Genomic DNA, 16,430 nt, shown 5'->3' with positions numbered 1-16,430 from the left:
CCCCGTCCTTGAAGTCCTGATCGAACTTCCGTCGCGTCTCTGCCATCGCCGTCCCCCTTTAAGGCGATGTCTCTACGTTACGAGGGGAAGCCCAGTTGAGGAACCGGCGGACAGCCGTTGGCGCCGATAATGATCATGGCGGTGTCGTTGTTCTCGGGTCCGATCTCCTCGATCCGCCCTGGGTCAAGTCTGTGGCCTACATCGCCACCTGGGCGGTCCTCGCGGCCGTGTTCGCCCTGGTCAGCCGCTACCCGATAAGGGTCGGCGGGTTCAAGGGAGATGGATGAGCACCATGACGTCGGCGTAGAGCAGGGCTCCGAAGATCAGGGTAGGGGCACTGAAGGTGAGCCAGCGAAGCCAGAGGTGTCGGCCGCGGGCCGTGGGCAGGAGGCGCCAGCGCCATGCGGCCAGCACCGCGGTGTTGGTGAGCAGCACGCAGCCGAGGGCCCAGATCAGGCGCGGCACGTGGCCCCACTCGCCGACGCGCAGGGCCAAAAGCCACAACGCGAGGCCGGCGGTCAGCAGGGAGATGACTTTGAGCCGGTCCAGCGGACGGGACAGGCGACCGCGGCGGGGCCGTGCGACCCCGAGCAGGACGAGCGCGGGAGCGCCGAGGGCGAGCAGGACGGTGAGCGCGAGAAGAGCGGGGTGGGGGCTTTGCTCCTCGTCGAACTCGGGGATGTCCAGGCCGAGCAGCCGAAAACCGATCTTTTCGACCGGGGTTCGGGTGGAGTTGGCCAACACGATGACCGCGCGATCGTCGCCGGTGTGGGCGATAAAAGTCCGCCCGCCGTTGGTCAGGCCGTTGTGCCAGCTCACGCGGGTGCCGTTCACCTTCCACAGCTGCCAGCCGAGGCCCACCTGCCCGTCGTAGGCGGAGAAGTCGCTCACCTTCGCCCGAGGCCGGTGGGTCAGGGTGAGCGACTTTGGCGCGTCGTCGCGCATGGTGGCGGTCAGGAACGCGGCGAGGTCGGAGCTGGTGGTCCAGGTGCCGGTGCCCACCGCGGCCCAGGCCGGGTTCGTCCACGGGACCACGCCGACTCCCGCGGTGCCATGAGGAAGAGCCGCGCCCGCGGGGACGCCCGGTGTGGTGCGGACGGTCGTGTGGTGCATGCCGAGCGGGGCCAGCACCCGTTCGCGCAGGGCGGTGGCGTAGTCGCGTCCGTCGACCTTGGCCAGGGTCTGGCCGAGTGCGGCATAGCCGAGGTTGGAGTAGGAGAAGGCGGTGCCAGGGCCGGGGCCGACGCCGGTCATCGTGGCCAGAGTGCGGACAGGGTCGTTGAGTGGGGCGTAGGCGTTGTCTCCGAGTGTGTAGCCGGCCAGTGCTTGAGGGAAGCCGGGGTCCTGCCGTGGGAAGGAGGGAAGGCCCGCGGTGTGGGTGGCGAGCTGTTCCACCGTGATGCCGGCAACGGCAGGGGCGGTGAAACGGATGTCCGGCCACAGCTCGGCCAGGGTATCGGTGAGCTTGATCTTGTCGTTTTCGATCATGTCGGCCAGCAGGGTCCCGGTGAGGACCTTTTGGATCGAGCCGGTTTCGAAGACCGTTTCGGGCTTCACCGGGGTGGACCCGTCGATCGTGCTCAGTCCGGCCTTACGCACTTCTCCGTGCTCGATCAAGGCGACGGACAGGCCCACGGAGCCGCCGGCCAGACCGCTGTCGGGAAGCAGAGCCGCGACGCGTTTGACGAGTTGGTCATCGCCGGTGGAGGCGGCGGTCGCCGGCAGGCTGCTCGGGGCGGCGAAGAAGGCGCTCAGGAGGGCGACTATCGCGACTGCGAACATCACTGGCCACAGGCCCGGGGTGCGCCCTCGGCGACCGGTGTGCGCAGGGTGATCATGAGGTGAGGGCATACAGACTCCTTTAGGGGCCGCTCAGGCGGCCGTGGATGCGGAGTCCTCAGATTCGTCCAGGTGGCTGTGGTGCCGCGGCGGCCGAACAGCCCGTATCCCTTGGGCGCAGGGGCGGCCGATCGGCTACCGCCGCATCGGGGCGAAACACGTAATGTTCCGGTATGCATAACCAACCGACCAGATGGCCTGGCATCGGTGTCTCCGGCGTGCCCGGTTTTCCTCCTGCCAGGCTGCTGGCCGGCATCATCGCGGTGGTACTGCTGGCGGCCTGGCTGGGCGATGTGGACCGCTACCTGTCCGCCTCACCTCCCGCCGGGAGTGTTCTGTGCCTGGTGTCGGGTGCCGTGATGGCCGCACTGGCGCTGTGGATCCTGCGGTCGAAAACCTCGCCCGCGGCGACGGCGGCCGGCGCGGCCCTGGCCCTGCTCACGGCGCAGGCGCTATCCATGGGACCCTGGCTTGCCGGGACCCCGCACCCGCCGATCGGTCTCACCGAGGTCGCCGTCACCGCATTGGTCGTTCCGCTGGTCGCCTATCGTTGCCGGCCCCTGCTCATGGCCGCCGTCGCCGGGCTCGCCCTCACCGCGCTGCTGTCGGCCTCGCTACGCGACGGCCGTCCGATGGACACCGACAACGCCCTGCTCGTGCTGCTCTTGCTGACCCCCGGGCTCTACGCGCGCTGGCGCGTGCAACAGCACGCCTGGCATATCGAACGAGTCCGCCGCAGTGAGCGGGCCGCGCTCGCCCGTGACCTGCACGACGTGGTGGCCCACCAGGTCACCGGCATCGTGGTGCAGGCCCAGTCGCTGCAGCACGTCGCGCAACGCGATCCTCTGGCCCTTCGCGCCGCCCTCGTCGACATCGAGGAGGCGGGAAGCAACGCGTTGACAGCGATGCGGCTCCTGGTCACCGCCCTGCGCGAAGGCGAAAAGCCCCGCACCGACAACCTCACCTGCGCCCAGGCCCTGCGCGAGCTGGAGCGCCCCGGCGGCTCTCACCCCGCCGTGCGCGTGACCCTGGAGGCCGACCCTGACCGGCTCTCCCCGGAGACCGCCGCCGCGGTGGTCCGCATGGCGCAGGAGGCGGTGGCCAACGCCGACCGCCACGCTCGCACCGCGACCAGGATCACCGTCCAGGTCAGTTCCAGCGACGGGCAGGTTTGCTTGGAGGTCAGTGACGACGGGCAGGGCGCCGCCAGCGGTTTCACCGGCGGCGGTTACGGTCTGGTGGGCATGGCCGAGCGGGCCGACCTTCTCGGCGGCTCCTTCCACGCGGGGCCCGGCCCCGACGGGGTGGGCTGGCAGGTCATTGCGCGCCTTCCGGCCGACGCACCCTCCGGCGGCACGCGGAGCGCGCTCCTGCCAACGAGTGAGCACGCCGGATGAGCATCCGTGTCCTCTTGGCCGACGACCAGCGCATGGTCCGCTCCGGGTTTCGCCGCATCCTGGAGGCTGAGCCCGACATCGAGGTCGTCGCCGAGGCCGGGGACGGCATCGAAGCCCTTCGCCTCGCCCAGCGGGAGCGGCCGGACGTAAGCCTGCTCGACATCCGCATGCCCGGCATCGGAGGGCTGGAAGTCACCCGTCGCCTGGCCGGGCCGGGCATCGCCGATCCTCTACGCGTGGTTGTGGTCACCACGTTCGACCTGGACGAATACGTCAACGAAGCCCTTCACGGCGGTGCCGTCGGATTTCTGCTCAAGGACGCGGGACCGGCCATGCTGGTCGAAGCGGTACGTGCCGCCGACCGCGGTGACGCCATGGTCTCCCCCCAGATCACCGTACGGCTCCTCGAACACTTCATCCGCTCACCTGCAGCGCGGCCGCAGGCCACCGCTGATCACGGCCTCACCCAGCGCGAGCAAGACACCGTGCGAGCCGTAGCCCAAGGAATGACCAACACAGAGATCGCACAAAGCCTGTATGTGTCACTGGGCACGGTCAAAAAACACCTGGCCAGCGTCCAGATAAAGCTCGGAGTGCGCAACCGGGTGGAAATCGCCGCCTGGGCCTACCGCAACAGCATCGTGGACTGACCACCCGCGACTCGCCCGGTGAGCGCTTAATCGACACGGACGATGTTCCCACCGCACCTCTCGCTACCCGATGCCTGCACCGAGTACGCGGTCGGAAGCCTTTAGGATCTCGCATCCTTGGCGCACGATCCGGCTCCGATGTTCCTCAGACCCCGGTCAGCTCTTAGCTGCCTCCTGTCCTCCCGCCGCCCGCTCGACCGCCCAGTACACCGTCGAGCGGGCCACCCCGAACAGCTCGGCCAGCTCAGTGCTGGTGTGCTCGCCCGCTTTGTGCAGCGCCACCAAGTGCGCCTCCTGCCGCGCGTTCAGTTTCGGCTTCTTATCGTGTAGCCGCCCCCTTGGCCTTGGCGATCTTCATTCCTTCACGGGTCCGCATCCGGGTCAGGTCCGCCTCGAACTCCGCGACCATCGCCAACGCGGTGAACAACAGCTTGCCGATCGGGTCGGTCGGATCGTGGATCGACCCGCCCAGGTTGAGCTTCACCTAGCGGGCGGTCAGTTCCTCGGCGATGTCGTGGGCATCGGCGACCGACCGGGCCAGCCGATCCAGCTTCGTCACCGCCAGCTCACCACCAGCCCGGCACGCCGCCAGGGCCTGGGCCAGGCTTGGCCGGGCGCGGTTGGTGCCGGTCAGTCCCTTGTCGACATAGATCCGGTCAGCGCTGACGCCGAGCTCGGCGAGCGCGTCCAGTTGCGCGGCGAGGTCTTGTTCGTCGGTGGAGACGCGGGCATAGCCGATCATGAGGCCGGTCATGGGCGCCACTGCAGCGTTTGCCCCCCGCTCGCCGGGCACTTCATCGGGCGGCTCTTACGGGACATGCCGACCTGGGGTGCAACCCCATCGGCAGCCACCCGCGAAAGTGCCCGGTGAGCGATCCCCTAACGGGATACCAGCACAGACTTCCGGCTACCGGGCCCTCCGCTCGGGTCGGTGTCATAGGCCGCAAAGTAGGGGCGTATCCCCAGGTCAGGGCAACGCGCCGATGCCTGTCGGAATCCGCTCACCGACCCGTTCACCGACGTTGATTCTCGGCACGATTTCTCGACGCTCACCACCTGCGACCTCGTAGTTTCCCGGCGGAGTGTCGACAGACGAACGTTATTCGACACTGAGATGACCAACCTGGCAACCACAAAGAGTAGCGATGGTTACTCGGCGCTACTTTGCCCCTGGTGACGGCGACCCGAGCGCCGGGCCCGAATGCCGGCTACCCGCCTGAGGGGAATGGAAGGCCAGGCTGGGACGCGTGCAGGACTCGCCGGCCCGCATGCTGGCGAACACGGTGCTGACAGCTGCGTTGCGTGGCCAGGCACATCGGATGCGGTGCCTGCTGGCGCACGGCGCGCCCGCCGACGCCAAGGGCGACGACGGGCATCCGTTCTTCGGCGGGCACACGGCGCTGGAGCTGGCTCTGCTCGGCGGGCATTCACAGGTTGCGCGGCTCCTTACCGATGCCGGTACCTCCGACACGCTACGCGGGCTGGACGCTGTGGAAGCGGCGATCATGCGAGGGGATCGCAGGGAGCTTGAACGCCTGGTGAGCGGCGACCGCGCACTGCTCCGGCGCCTGCTGACACAACGGCGGGATCTGCTCATCAAGGCCGCGGAGTACGGCCGCGTGCCGGTCGTACGGCTGGCCTGCGCGCTGGGCTTCGACGTGAACGCACGCCTCCCGTCGACGGCGTTGCACAAGGCGGCGCGGGCAGGCGATCTGCCGATGGTGCGAGCGCTCTTGGAGCTGGGAGCTGACCGGTCACTACGGGATCACGATTACGACGCCACCCCGCTGGAGTGGGCACAGTTCGGCGGTCAAGCTGAGGTGGCGGAGTTTTTGGGCCAGTAGCGGCCGGCTCACTCACGAGTAAGCGACGGTGAGCGCGGAGCCACCCATAGGAGCGCCAAGTCGGGGCGGCGTCCCGCCATTGGCAGTGGCCAGAGCGCTTTCAGTGGCGACCGCCTGCTGCCCGACCGCGCCGACCGCAACCAGGGTCGGCGCCAGATGCACAGCAGGCGGCCTGGGCGGGACGTCGGTCGCGCTGGTCGTTATGGTCCCGACCAGCAGCTCCAGGCAGTTCATCTGGGTCCCGCCTGCGGCCGATCAGCCGGCCTGCATTGTCAGCAGCCCGCTAGCGGTACGGGCGGCCCGAGCGGCGACTCCGAGGATGCCCGAGGTGATGAACGTGCTGCCTGCGGCGAAGTCGCCCACCACATGCAGGCGCGGGTCGGCGGGGGCCAGTCCGCCTGATGGGTACAGCGCGGCCAGCCCATCGGTGAGGAGGGACGTGACCAGTTGCTCGGCCGCGCGGGGTACCGTCTGGGGAGGCGGATTCAGGGCGTTGACGACGACGTCGGCGTTCAGGTCGCCGCCGTCGCCTCGCACCCGGAATCCTCTCTCCACCGCCTCGATCTTGCGTACACCCGGGGCCGTGGTGAGCTGCCCGGAGTCGAACAGTCCCAGTAGGGCTGCGGCGTTCACCGGCACCATCGGCGCGGCCACGCTTGTGGCCAGACGGAGGTGGCGGCGAAGCCGTTCGCGGTCGGACTCGGGCAGCAGCCGCCACGCGTACGGGGCGACGGTGTATGCGCTCTGCTGCAGCACGCGCCGCCCGATCCTGGGATCGTCGATGGCGGCCAGTTGCGCCCGTAGCCACCGTACGGGCTCCTCGGACCTGGCCATCAGCAGCTCGGTGGTGAAGCGCGCGAAGTCCTCGCCCTTCTCCGCCAGTTCGGCGCGGAGCAGCCCGGCGAGGTCGTCGAGGGTGACGCCGCCGTGCTCGCGGCCCAGCGCCTCCACCCGCTCGACGGTCACGTGCCTGGGTCGGTAGTCGAGGGGGCGCTGGTAGACGTGGGGGAGCATGCCGGTTCGCGACACCAGCGCAATCCGCCCGGCATGGCCGCGCGCCGCGAGCGACACGGCCACATCGACAGCGGTCAGCCCGCTGCCGATCACGGCGACGTCGGCCCCAGTCTGGATCTGGTCGAGCGTGGACGCCAGGGGATACGGATCGCCCACGAACCCGTGGGCACCGCCCAGGCCGTAGTGATCCTGCGGCGTCCCCCCGCCCAAACACAAGACCACCTGGTCGGCCATGTGCTCGTGCCCGTCTTCGGTGTACAGCGCCAGCCGGAGGCCGCGGGAACGGGTTACCGCGACAATCCGGGCAGCGACGACGCGGGTCCGCCAGCCCCGCCCGCGCAGTGTGGCCAGGGCGGTCTCGGCGGTGCCGGCTAGGTACTCGCCGTAGAGCGCGCGGGGCACCAGTGGCTGTCCAAACAGGTCGTCCATGTGGGTAGCGGCACGCTCGGCACCCAGCCAGGAGGAGTAGTGCCCGGAGTCCAGGTGGCGGATCGACATGACTGCGGGCGGGACGTTGACCAGCACTCTGTCCAGATCCGGCCCATACGGGCGTCCCCGCCACAGGTGCGCGGACGGCTCGAACACGGTGACCTCTCCGGCCTCCGCTTCGCTGACGGCCAGCGCGTCCAGCAGGCCGACCGCAGCGGCGCCGGCTCCGACGATCGCGATACGCATGACGTTCTCCCGTGTTTCGTGCAAAAGGTCCTTTCGAGTCTCGTGAGGGCTGGAACGATGCTCCATCCCCCGCTTGCGGGGGAATCGCGAGGAATGACCCCCTCAAACGAGGGGTTGGCGAGGGAGGAGAAAGTGGGCAAGCTAACCGGCGTGCAGCCCTCAGCGGAGCCCATGAGAACGGCTGCACACGCCAGGAGGCTCGATGATCCACCCGCACCGCCACACCGAGATCCTGTCGGCTGCCGAGCGGGCCAACAACGCGCTGGACCTCTTCAGCCGCGCCTCGGCCAAGCTGAGGCGGCAGATGCCGTTCGACTCGGCTGTGTGGGCGGCCACCGACCCGGAGACGGGTCTGGTCACCGCGCCCATGCTGGTGGAGAACCTCGGCTCCGGCGAAGGGTGCGCCGACTACTGGGAGAGCGAGCTCCTGGAGGAGAACGTCCTGCCGTTCCGTGACCTCGCCCGCGCTGCCGTCCCCGTGGCCGGCCTACGCGCAGCCACCGGCGACCTGCCCGAGCGCAGCGCCCGCTTCCGCCGCCTGCTCGGCGGTCAGGGCGTGGACGACGAGTTGCGGGCCGTGCTGCGGATCGGCGACCGGCCGTGGGGCGTGGTGAGCCTCTTCCGCATGCGGGGAGGCCCGGCGTTCGGCCCGCACGAGGTCGCGTTGCTCGCCGGCCTGTCCGGCCCACTCGCCGATCGGCTGCGCCGTTTCGCCCGTCCGTCCGAATCAGACGGCGGGCCGGGCGCCTCCGCACCCGGCCTGCTGCTCTTCGACGGGTACGGCGAGGCGACGTCGATCAACGAAGAGGCTCGGCGGTATCTCGCGCTGCTGCCGGACGGACCGTCCATTCCGTCGACGCTCGGGCTGAGGCTGCCCATCTGGTTGATCGGCACGGCTCTGCAGGCGCAGGCCATCGCCCGAGGTCGCGATCGCGGCAGCGCTCGGATTCGCATCCGAACCCTCGACAGACAGTGGCTGACCTGCCACGCCTCATGCCTGAGCGGTCCCGGTGGGCAGCCGGGTCCGATCGCGCTCGTCATCGAGCCCGCCGCTCCCGGCGCCCTGGCGGTCATGATCGCCCAGGCATACGGCCTGACGCCGCGCGAGTTCGAGGTCGCTCAGCTCGTGGCACGGGGCCTGCCCACCACAGAGATCGCAGCGGCCCTGTTCATCTCCCCGCACACCGTTCGCGGTCACCTCAAGGCCGTCTTCGGCAAGGCGGAGATCTCCAGCCGTGGTGAGCTCGTCGGACGGCTGTTTGCCGAACCCTACCGGCCGTAGCTGCCGGAACCAGTCGCCAACGGCAACCACGTCATCCCGCCCAAGTCGTAGTGCCACGATGTCTGCCATCCCGGGGTTGAGGAACAACGGAACAGCCGTTGGCGGTGAGAAAGATCTTGTTTCTCGCTGTGGCGGTGAGCTGGTCGAATGCGCAGGAAGCAGGCGATCAGGGGTCGGCTGACGAGAGGGCACGGCCCCAGGGAATGCCGCCCCGTCGCCCTGTGCGGCCTTTCGCGACCTGCGACGGAGCGGCTTACCGCCAGCGGCTGTTCCGCTGTTCCTCAACCCCGAAGTACGACCCCGGGCTTCCGGTGCGCTCCTGCGCCCAGGCCATCTCCTCGATCGTGGGCGTGAAGAACACGTGTAGCACGCGCGCCGACGTCAACCGCTTGAATTGCGGGTACGCCGTCCGCCCGATCCACGCCATGAAGGGCACCCTTCGCCTTGATCACCAGGCAGGATGCAGCAGACCGTACCGATGCCGATCACACAGAGACAGCGTGATTCATCAAACCGTAATTAAACGGGGTGAACCCATGGGCGACTGCCCCTTTCCGACGTACTTGGTCTGTCCCCCACCAGTGGCGTTAGCGGGCCGACGTGAGCGGAGGTCCCGCCACCCACCGTTCCGATGCAGGTGGCCTCTGGTTAGAGGGTCAGGGAAGTCTGCGGCGAGCGGCGGGGTCCGGGGTCAGCCGAGATAACGGGAATTCCGGCCATGGGCGGATCTTGATCCCTCTGACCCGCGACAACATCGAGGTAGCCGAGCTTTGCGGGCCGCGACCCCATACCCTCGGGCCATGAGCACAACTGTGGACACGGCCGCCATCACAAATCTGATCGCCGAGTACGCCGAACTGGTCGACACCGGAGACTTCGTCGGCGTCGGCGAACTGTTCGCCGACGGGGTGTTCATCGGCAGTGGCGCACCGGTCCATGGCCGGGAAGCCGTCGAGAAGATGCTCCGCGACACCGTGATCCTCTACGAGGACGGCACGCCGCGCACTCACCACGTCACGACCAACCTCGCCGTCGACATTGACGAGGAGACAGGAACCGCCGCTGCGCGTTCATACGTCACCGTGTTTCAGGCTCTGCCCGACTTTCCGCTGCAGTCCGTTGCCGCAGGACGCTACACCGACCGCTTCGAGCGCCGCGACGGGCGCTGGCGATTCGTGGAACGCCACGTCCGGATCCACCTGGTCGGCGATGTCAGCCGCCATTTGCGCGCCTAGCCTCCTCCGGGAAACGGCATCAGGCGTCCCGGACTCGGTCCCAAATCTCGCTGACCCCCACTTCCGAGATGAGCCAATCTCGGAAGTGGCTTCCTAGGCGAGCTTCCGATCCAACCACGCTCGTGCGCGGACTATTCGACGGTGATGTCCTCATAGGTGATCGTCACCTGTTCCGTGTCGTTCTGGGAGTAGGAGGCAGCGAGCTGTGGTCCCTCCCAACGGGACGCCCAGGCGTTGATGAGGTGAATGCGTCGGACGGTGTTCTTCTGCGCGTCCTTCAGAGCGATCGTGATGTTCTGGCGGGCGCTGTCGAGGTCGGCGTTGACCAGCGTGGCCTTGATCCAGTCGGTGAACGCGGCGCTCTTGTCCATGCCGCGCGTGATCGTGATTTCACCGGCTTGGCGGGCGCCGGGCTGTTTGCGCACGATCAGTTCGCCGGTCAAGGAGACCTGCCGGGTCTCGACGATGTCCTGTTCGAAGGTCAGCCCCGATACGCTCTGCACGGTCTCGACCTGGAACTCGCCGAGCTCGATAGTGAACGTACAACTGCTGAAGGTGTCATCGGTCAGCATGTGTTTTGCCTCCTGCACGTGTGAGCGGGCGATACGAGAGGCCCAAGGCAGGGGCGCCAGGGCGTCGCAATCCCTCCAAACGTACTGAGTCCAACTGATTACTCTGAGTGAAGTCGAGATTTCGCGGGGTTGTGTCTCCAGGGTTGAGGGCCAGCAGAACAGCCGTTGGCGGTAAGCCGCTCCGTCGCAGGTCGCGAAAGGCTATACACGGGTCCATCCGCGAACTTGCGGGAAGAGGGTCCCGCGCGTCACCAGCCGATAGAGGGGGGATGCTGCCTCTTTCCGGCGTACGTGGACTGCCCCCTCGTTGGGTCTCGCGTTCCAGCATGAGGAGATCATCTTTACCGTGCATCAAAGTCACTCTAAGCGTCTAAATAACTACAGTTAGTGCCGGCTTGGGGGTGGTAGATCATCGTCCGGCCCGACGAGAAGCCCGGTCCCTGTACTGTCCCATGCTCGAAAGAGAGCCAGCATGCCGCGCATCAAGAAGACCGCCATGGCCATCGCCGTGACCCTGACCGCCTGTACCGCCACGCTCGGCGCCTTCGCCGCCCCGGCACTGGCCGATCCCGGCGGCGCCTCCGGCCCCGGTGTCCGCGCCGCCGCCGTCGTCAACCCCGCCACCACCGTCCCGGTCGCCACCGTCCAATGGGCGAGCGCGCCCTGGGACTCCAGCATCTTCGTCCGCCCCGACAACGCCGCCTCCTGCGGGGACTCCCGCGACGTGTTCGTCGGCACCGGTATCGCCGCCGGCGCCCGCGACATCGGCTTCCACGTCATCGTCCCCTGACCGAGGCCGCCCTTGAGGCGGCCCGCCAGTTCGCCCAGGCGGTCCGCCGCCTGGGCGAAGATCTGTTCCGCGCTCGGGAACGGCGAGGAATCCATGATCATGCGCGACAAGGCGTCGGGCGGCCGACGTTACGCCGCACGTGAGCACGCTCTACCTTGGGGAAATTCTAGGGGTCCCGGCAGTAACGGCACAGAAAACAATGGACATGCAGGCTGGCGGTCTGCCTTTCAGGCTGTGCCTGAAGACAGTTACAGGGGTTCTGGCCTGCATGTCCGTTGGGATTTCTTCGTTGCCACCGGGACCCCGTACCGTCGTACGGCCAAGCCGCTGAGCTGCGGATTCTTATCGCCAGCCCGACAGCGGTCAGGTCGGCGGCGGACGCGCTCATGATCGTCAACTCTTCGACCCTCTACCGCGGTAAAGGGGCAGCTGCATGGCAAGCGAGTGATCCTCGGTCCACAGTGTCCTGTGGGGCACCGATGACAGCTGCCGCGCACTCATTTCTTGATCGGCGCCTGCAGGCTCCAGACGCGTCCGTCAGGGTCGCGTACCTTCATCTCCTGCGTTCCGTAGTGGGTCTCCTCGAATGGCGTGATCACCTCGATGGACGGGTCGGCACTGAACGCGTCGGCGTCCGCCACCCGTAGCACGACCTGGACCTCAGGCTTCTGGTCCTCAGGGATTTCGGCGAGCAGGAGGTAGGGGCCGTCGCCGTTGCGGAGCATCCCCGAGCCTTCCTCGGTCGCGAACTCGACGTTGTAGCCCAGCGCCTGCAAGAACTTGGCCGCCTTTCCCCAGTTATGGGTCTCGAGGTACACGCCTTCGATGCCCTCGGTGGTCATGTTGGCTTTCCTTTCTGAGATTCCTGCTCATGAACGGCGAGATACATGCGCAACGCCTCGGCGACCAGGGCCGAGAGCGATGACTCGTTCTCGATGGCATGGTGTTTGATCTGCCGGATGAGGTCTACCGGCAGGTAGACGTTGAACTGCTTGACTTCTGCGCGCATGCTAGCATGCTAACACATGGATGCTAGCATGCTAGCTTGCTTGTGTTGGTTGAACCACGGATGAAGCACCAGGTCTTGTGAGCCGAGGAGGGCGCCGAACAATGAAACGCCAATGGTGGACGTTGCTGGTGGTATGCGCCGCGACATTCATGCTGCTGCTCGATGTCACGATCGTCGCGGTCGCGCTGCCGGACATCCAGCACTCGCTGGATGCGAGCTTCAGTGGCCTGCAGTGGACGACGGACGCTTACGCGTTGAGCCTGGCGGCGCTCTTGCTCACCTCAGGCTCCCTGGCCGACCAGTACGGCAGGCGGCTTCTGTTCGTCATCGGACTGGCGATCTTCACGGTGGGGTCGCTGCTGTGTGGCATCGCACAGGATCAGGTGATGCTGGTCGTGTCCCGTGCGGTGCAGGGAGTCGGCGGCGCGACCCTGTTCGCCACCTCCCTGGCGCTGCTCGCCGGCACATTCCAGGGCAGACAGCGGGGCGTGGCCTTCGGCATCTGGGGTTCCGTCGCGGGTGTCGCCACCGCGCTCGGCCCGGTGCTCGGCGGCGTGATCACCAGCGGGATCAGCTGGCGCGGTATCTTCCTGGTGAACCTGCCGATCGGCATCGCCGCGATCGTCATCACGCTTCGTCTGGTGGACGAATCCCGTCCGCCACGCGCCTCCCGGGTCGACTGGCTGGGCGTCGTGCCGCTCACCGCTGGATTGTTCAGCCTGGTGTACGCCTTGATCAGGGCGAGCGACACGGCATGGGGCGAGCAGGGTGTGCTGATCTGTTTCGGCCTGGCGGCGGTGTTCCTCGCGACGTTCGTGGTGGTCGAGTCGCGCGTGTCCGAGCCGATGTTCGACCTGTCGCTGTTGCGGACCCCGACATTCCTCGGCGGCTCGATCGCGGCGTTCGCGATGAACGCCTCGTTGTTCGCGATGTTCATCTACCTCGTGCTTTACCTGCAGAACGGTCTCGGTAACAGCGCGATGGGCACCGGTGCCCGGCTTCTGGTCAGCTCCGGCTGCACGCTCATCGCCGCCATGGCGGCAGGCCGGTTGCTGAGCCGTGTCCCGACCCGGTGGCTGATCGGCCCGGGCCTGGTCGTGGTGGGTATCGGCCTCTTGCTCATGACGGGCGTGACCGCCGAGTCGGACTGGACCCATCTCATCCCAGGATTCATCGTCACGGGCATCGGCGCCGGAGTGGTCAATCCGCCGCTGGCCTCGACCGCGATCGGTGTCGTTCCGGTGTATCGCGCCGGAATGGCCTCCGGCGTGAACCAAACCTTCCGCCAGGTCGGCATCGCCGTCGGCATCGCCCTGTACGGCTCGATCTTCACCGCATCGCTACGCGACGCACTGCAGGAGCGGCTCGCGAGCGTCCCCGCACTGCAAGGACACGCCGATCAGATCGCGGACGCCATCCGCACGGGTGTTCCCGGGCAAGCCATCGCCGCGGCCCCACCGGAGTTCCGTGGACAGGTGAATAGCGCGATCCGCGCCAGTTTCGCGACGTCACTGAACGACTTGCTGGTCGCCGGCGGCATCCTGGCGCTGGTAGGCGGCGTCTTGGCTTTCGTCCTCATCCGCAGCAAGGATTTCGTAGCACCCCAGGCCCCTGGCCAACCAGCCCGATCCCAACCGCAGAGCACCGAGGCATCGCAGTCGCGGTGAGCATGCAACGGCGGTGTGTGCGGTGGTGCGGGAGATGCCCATCTCGGCGGCCACCTGCGCAACGGGGCGACCGGAGCGGACACATTCGATGAGCAACCGCCTGCCGTACACGGTCAGCCGGGCATTACGGTGGGACACGAAGACCTTCGTGCGGTGAAGACTCGACGCCTTCACCGCACGAAGGTCTTCGCTATTGATCAAGCCCTGCTGTCGACAACGCTCGTGGTCAATACGGCTGGTGGCAGACCTGGGCGTCGTCGATGTCGACCGGAAGGACGGGCTTGCCGTCCACCGGTGGTGTCGGCCCTCCCGGAGCGGGCTGGATGCCGCCGGCGGCGATGCGGTCCAAGGTTGCGAGCCCGGCGGCGTCGACCGTCCCGAAGATCGTGTAATTGGGTGACAGCCCGGAGTCGGCGTAGACCAGGAAAAACTGGCTGCCGTTGGTGTCCGGTCCGGCGTTGGCCATGGCCAGTACCCCGCGTGCGTACGTCTTCCGCTGTCCGGTGGGGTCGCCCGGCCACGGCGGCAGATCGGTGGGCAGCTCATCCTTGTACCGGTAGCCCGGTCCGCCCTCGCCGGTGAAGCTGGGATCGCCGCACTGCAGCACCTTCAGCCGGTCGTAGGCAGTCATCCGATGGCATGAGGTGACATCGTAGAACTTGTGCCGGATCAGGTGCACGAAGCTCTGCACGGTGCATGGTGCCTTGGCCGGGTCGAGGGTGAATCCGATGTCACCGTGGTTGGTCTTGAGGACCGCGGAGACCGGCCGGGTGGGGGTGCGGCGCGGATCCGGCGGCAGCGGCACCTTGCGTACGGCCGGCTCGTCCGGAGTCTCGGTGTAGTGGCACGGGCCCTTCGTCGTTCTCGGCGGCTTGTCTCCGGCCGCATCCGTGGCCGCCGAAGCGGGCGCCACTCCGAACGCGACCAATGAGCCCGTCGTCACTGCGGCTACCGCGGCACGTGCCGCGAGTCGTAACAACACTCTGTCAGACATGCTGTCCTCCGGGGGAGCAAGGGTGATCAACGGGCTCCCTGTGGTCTAATCGATCTGACCGGCCCAGTCAAGGGCACAGCTCGGCGCCGCGGATCGGATGGCCCAGGCGGCGTATGGCCGGGTCGCGTGATTGCCCGCCGCTCTCGGGATCGTCTGGAAGGCCACATCGGCGCGATAGGCGGCCACGCGCTTGCCTTGACGCCAACGACAAGGTTCTAGCGTGATCGCGAACACTGATGTTGAGGATGACGATGAAATTCGCGATCAGCTATTCCACAGCCGGCGGCCTTGCCCCCGACAGGCTCGTGACCTACGCCCAGCATGCCGAGGAATGCGGTTTCGAGGGGCTGTATCTGCCGGAGCACATCGTGCTGTATCCCGGCGCCGCGCTCGGCGCCTTCGAGTTTCCGCCGTCTCTGCCCTACCCCGATCCGCTCGACTGCCTGGGTTTCGTCGCGGCGGCTACCCAGCGCATCCTGCTCGGCACAGCCGTGCTGCTACTGCCGTTCCATCACCCGGTGGTCCTGGCCAAGCGGCTTTCCACCATTGACGTGCTGTCCAAGGGGCGGATGCGGCTGCTGACCGTGGGGTTGGGCACCCTGCCCGGCGAGGCCAAAGCGGTGGGCGTCGACTTCAGCACGCGCGGCCGTCGTACCGACGAGGCCATCGACGTGTTGCGGCTGCTCTGGGAGGGCGGCGAGGAGGGCGTCAGCTTCGACGGCGAGTTCTTCGGTTTCGACGACGCGTGCAGCTACCCAAAGCCTTATGAGGTCACGCACCTGCCGATCCACGTCGGCGGGTCGAGCCGGGCGGCCGCACGCCGCGCCGGGCTGCGCGGCGACGGCTACTTCCCCGGCGGCGCGCTCGCCCCCGAGGAACGCGCGATCCAGTGGGAACTGGCCAAGGCCACCGCCGTCGAGGCCGGTCGTGACCCCGGCGCGTTGGAGTACACACGATGGGGGTCGATCGACATGTCCGCCGAACGGGTCGAGACATTCGCTGCGCAAGGCGTGACCCGTATCGTGGTCAGCCCCACCGCGATGGAACCGGAACGGCAGCGGGATGAGATGTCCGCGTTCGCCCAGCGGTTCGCTCTCCCCGGTGCCGGCTGACAGCATCACCCCTGGAACGGGTGCGGCCGTTTCTCGTATTCGGGCCGCGCCGTTCGGATCCACCCCAAGGTGCGCCCCGATCTGAGCCAGTGGCTGGAGGAACGTCCCCACCGGCCCGGCGCCGCCGACAACTCCGCGCTGTTCCTCGACGCCAAGGGCAGCCATCTGTCAGCCCGTCGCCCAAGGCCGGAGTTTCTCGGGGTTGCGTACCGCCCAAAGGCGCTTGATCCGGTCGTCTGCGACGTCGAACGCCATCACCACCACGGTGACGCCATCTTGCTGGGCCACCAGGCCGGGCTGACCGTTGACCATACGCTCCAGGATCGTCAGGTCGGGTGCCCTGTCGGCGA

General features: G+C 67.6%; 16 protein-coding genes and 3 pseudogenes. 8 read left to right on the top strand and 11 right to left on the bottom strand.

Annotated features, from left to right (window positions below; genetic code table 11):
• Positions 1-270: 270 nt before the first annotated feature.
• Positions 271-1,782, bottom strand: coding sequence for a serine hydrolase domain-containing protein (locus tag ACFY2X_RS46795; protein ID WP_389951815.1), 1,512 nt, complete (start codon positions 1,780-1,782; stop codon positions 271-273).
• Positions 1,783-2,012: 230 nt separating this feature from the next.
• On the opposite strand from ACFY2X_RS46795, the gene ACFY2X_RS46790 reads away from it, so the two are divergent.
• Together ACFY2X_RS46790 and ACFY2X_RS46785 are read left to right on the top strand one after the other, a co-directional pair.
• Entirely contained in the window at positions 2,013-3,236 is a 1,224-nt protein-coding gene (locus tag ACFY2X_RS46790) for a sensor histidine kinase (protein ID WP_389951812.1), read from the top strand.
• Positions 3,233-3,886 carry a response regulator gene (locus ACFY2X_RS46785; protein WP_389951810.1) on the top strand — a complete coding sequence of 218 codons (654 nt, stop codon included), beginning with the start codon at positions 3,233-3,235 and terminating at the stop codon, positions 3,884-3,886. Before ACFY2X_RS46790 ends, ACFY2X_RS46785 begins: the two co-directional genes overlap by 4 nt.
• A gap of 156 nt (positions 3,887-4,042) precedes the next feature.
• On the opposite strand, the gene ACFY2X_RS46780 is transcribed toward ACFY2X_RS46785, so the two are convergent.
• The gene (locus ACFY2X_RS46780; RefSeq protein ID WP_389951808.1) at positions 4,043-4,168 is read right to left on the bottom strand and encodes a helix-turn-helix domain-containing protein; all 126 of its coding nucleotides are present in this window, start codon (positions 4,166-4,168) and stop codon (positions 4,043-4,045) included.
• A 37-nt stretch (positions 4,169-4,205) separates the two neighbouring features.
• Positions 4,206-4,628 (bottom strand): annotated as a pseudogene (locus ACFY2X_RS46775) (recombinase family protein).
• A 505-nt stretch (positions 4,629-5,133) separates the two neighbouring features.
• Here ACFY2X_RS46775 and ACFY2X_RS46770 point away from each other — a divergent pair.
• Positions 5,134-5,730, top strand: a complete 597-nt coding sequence (locus ACFY2X_RS46770; RefSeq protein WP_389951806.1) for an ankyrin repeat domain-containing protein — start codon at positions 5,134-5,136, stop codon at positions 5,728-5,730.
• 255 nt (positions 5,731-5,985) lie between these two features.
• On the opposite strand, the gene ACFY2X_RS46765 is transcribed toward ACFY2X_RS46770, so the two are convergent.
• Positions 5,986-7,419 carry an FAD/NAD(P)-binding protein gene (locus ACFY2X_RS46765; RefSeq protein ID WP_389951803.1) on the bottom strand — a complete coding sequence of 478 codons (1,434 nt, stop codon included), beginning with the start codon at positions 7,417-7,419 and terminating at the stop codon, positions 5,986-5,988.
• A gap of 202 nt (positions 7,420-7,621) precedes the next feature.
• On the opposite strand from ACFY2X_RS46765, the gene ACFY2X_RS46760 reads away from it, so the two are divergent.
• Complete coding sequence (locus ACFY2X_RS46760; protein ID WP_389951801.1) at positions 7,622-8,701, top strand: response regulator transcription factor; 1,080 nt, start codon at positions 7,622-7,624, stop codon at positions 8,699-8,701.
• Positions 8,702-8,954: 253 nt separating this feature from the next.
• On the opposite strand, the gene ACFY2X_RS46755 is transcribed toward ACFY2X_RS46760, so the two are convergent.
• Positions 8,955-9,128: a hypothetical protein gene (locus ACFY2X_RS46755; RefSeq protein ID WP_389951799.1), complete on the bottom strand. Its 174-nt coding sequence runs from the start codon at positions 9,126-9,128 to the stop codon at positions 8,955-8,957.
• 373 nt (positions 9,129-9,501) lie between these two features.
• Between ACFY2X_RS46755 and ACFY2X_RS46750 the strand changes: the two genes are divergently transcribed.
• Entirely contained in the window at positions 9,502-9,936 is a 435-nt protein-coding gene (locus tag ACFY2X_RS46750) for a nuclear transport factor 2 family protein (RefSeq protein WP_389951797.1), read from the top strand.
• 131 nt (positions 9,937-10,067) lie between these two features.
• On the opposite strand, the gene ACFY2X_RS46745 is transcribed toward ACFY2X_RS46750, so the two are convergent.
• The gene (locus tag ACFY2X_RS46745; protein WP_389951794.1) at positions 10,068-10,508 is read right to left on the bottom strand and encodes a phage tail protein; all 441 of its coding nucleotides are present in this window, start codon (positions 10,506-10,508) and stop codon (positions 10,068-10,070) included.
• A 472-nt stretch (positions 10,509-10,980) separates the two neighbouring features.
• Between ACFY2X_RS46745 and ACFY2X_RS46740 the strand changes: the two genes are divergently transcribed.
• The gene (locus ACFY2X_RS46740; RefSeq protein WP_389951792.1) at positions 10,981-11,298 is read left to right on the top strand and encodes a hypothetical protein; all 318 of its coding nucleotides are present in this window, start codon (positions 10,981-10,983) and stop codon (positions 11,296-11,298) included.
• A gap of 497 nt (positions 11,299-11,795) precedes the next feature.
• Here the strand turns inward: ACFY2X_RS46740 and ACFY2X_RS46735 are convergent, their stop codons facing one another.
• Together ACFY2X_RS46735 and ACFY2X_RS46730 are read right to left on the bottom strand one after the other, a co-directional pair.
• Positions 11,796-12,140 (bottom strand): VOC family protein, encoded by a 345-nt coding sequence (locus ACFY2X_RS46735; protein WP_389951790.1) that lies wholly within the window; start codon positions 12,138-12,140, stop codon positions 11,796-11,798.
• On the bottom strand, positions 12,137-12,307 hold the full coding sequence (locus ACFY2X_RS46730) for a CopG family transcriptional regulator (RefSeq protein ID WP_389951788.1): 171 nt from the start codon (positions 12,305-12,307) through the stop codon (positions 12,137-12,139). Before ACFY2X_RS46730 ends, ACFY2X_RS46735 begins: the two co-directional genes overlap by 4 nt.
• 101 nt (positions 12,308-12,408) lie before the next feature.
• Here ACFY2X_RS46730 and ACFY2X_RS46725 point away from each other — a divergent pair, with 101 nt between their 5' ends.
• On the top strand, positions 12,409-13,974 hold the full coding sequence (locus tag ACFY2X_RS46725) for an MFS transporter (protein WP_389951786.1): 1,566 nt from the start codon (positions 12,409-12,411) through the stop codon (positions 13,972-13,974).
• 15 nt (positions 13,975-13,989) lie between these two features.
• On the opposite strand, the pseudogene ACFY2X_RS46720 reads toward ACFY2X_RS46725, so the two are convergent.
• Positions 13,990-14,112 (bottom strand): annotated as a pseudogene (locus ACFY2X_RS46720) (IS481 family transposase); the annotation flags it as partial.
• An 88-nt stretch (positions 14,113-14,200) separates the two neighbouring features.
• On the bottom strand, positions 14,201-14,968 hold the full coding sequence (locus tag ACFY2X_RS46715) for a peptidylprolyl isomerase (protein ID WP_389951783.1): 768 nt from the start codon (positions 14,966-14,968) through the stop codon (positions 14,201-14,203).
• A 251-nt stretch (positions 14,969-15,219) separates the two neighbouring features.
• On the opposite strand from ACFY2X_RS46715, the gene ACFY2X_RS46710 reads away from it, so the two are divergent.
• The gene (locus ACFY2X_RS46710; protein ID WP_389951780.1) at positions 15,220-16,080 is read left to right on the top strand and encodes a TIGR03619 family F420-dependent LLM class oxidoreductase; all 861 of its coding nucleotides are present in this window, start codon (positions 15,220-15,222) and stop codon (positions 16,078-16,080) included.
• Positions 16,081-16,248: 168 nt separating this feature from the next.
• Here the strand turns inward: ACFY2X_RS46710 and ACFY2X_RS46705 are convergent.
• Positions 16,249-16,430: pseudogene (locus ACFY2X_RS46705) on the bottom strand (RNA polymerase subunit sigma-24); the annotation flags it as partial.

Origin of the sequence: Streptosporangium sp. NPDC000396 (assembly GCF_042898655.1) — a bacterium.
Taxonomy (GTDB): Bacteria; Actinomycetota; Actinomycetes; order Streptosporangiales; family Streptosporangiaceae; genus Streptosporangium.
This window is presented reverse-complemented; position numbering and strand designations above follow the sequence as displayed.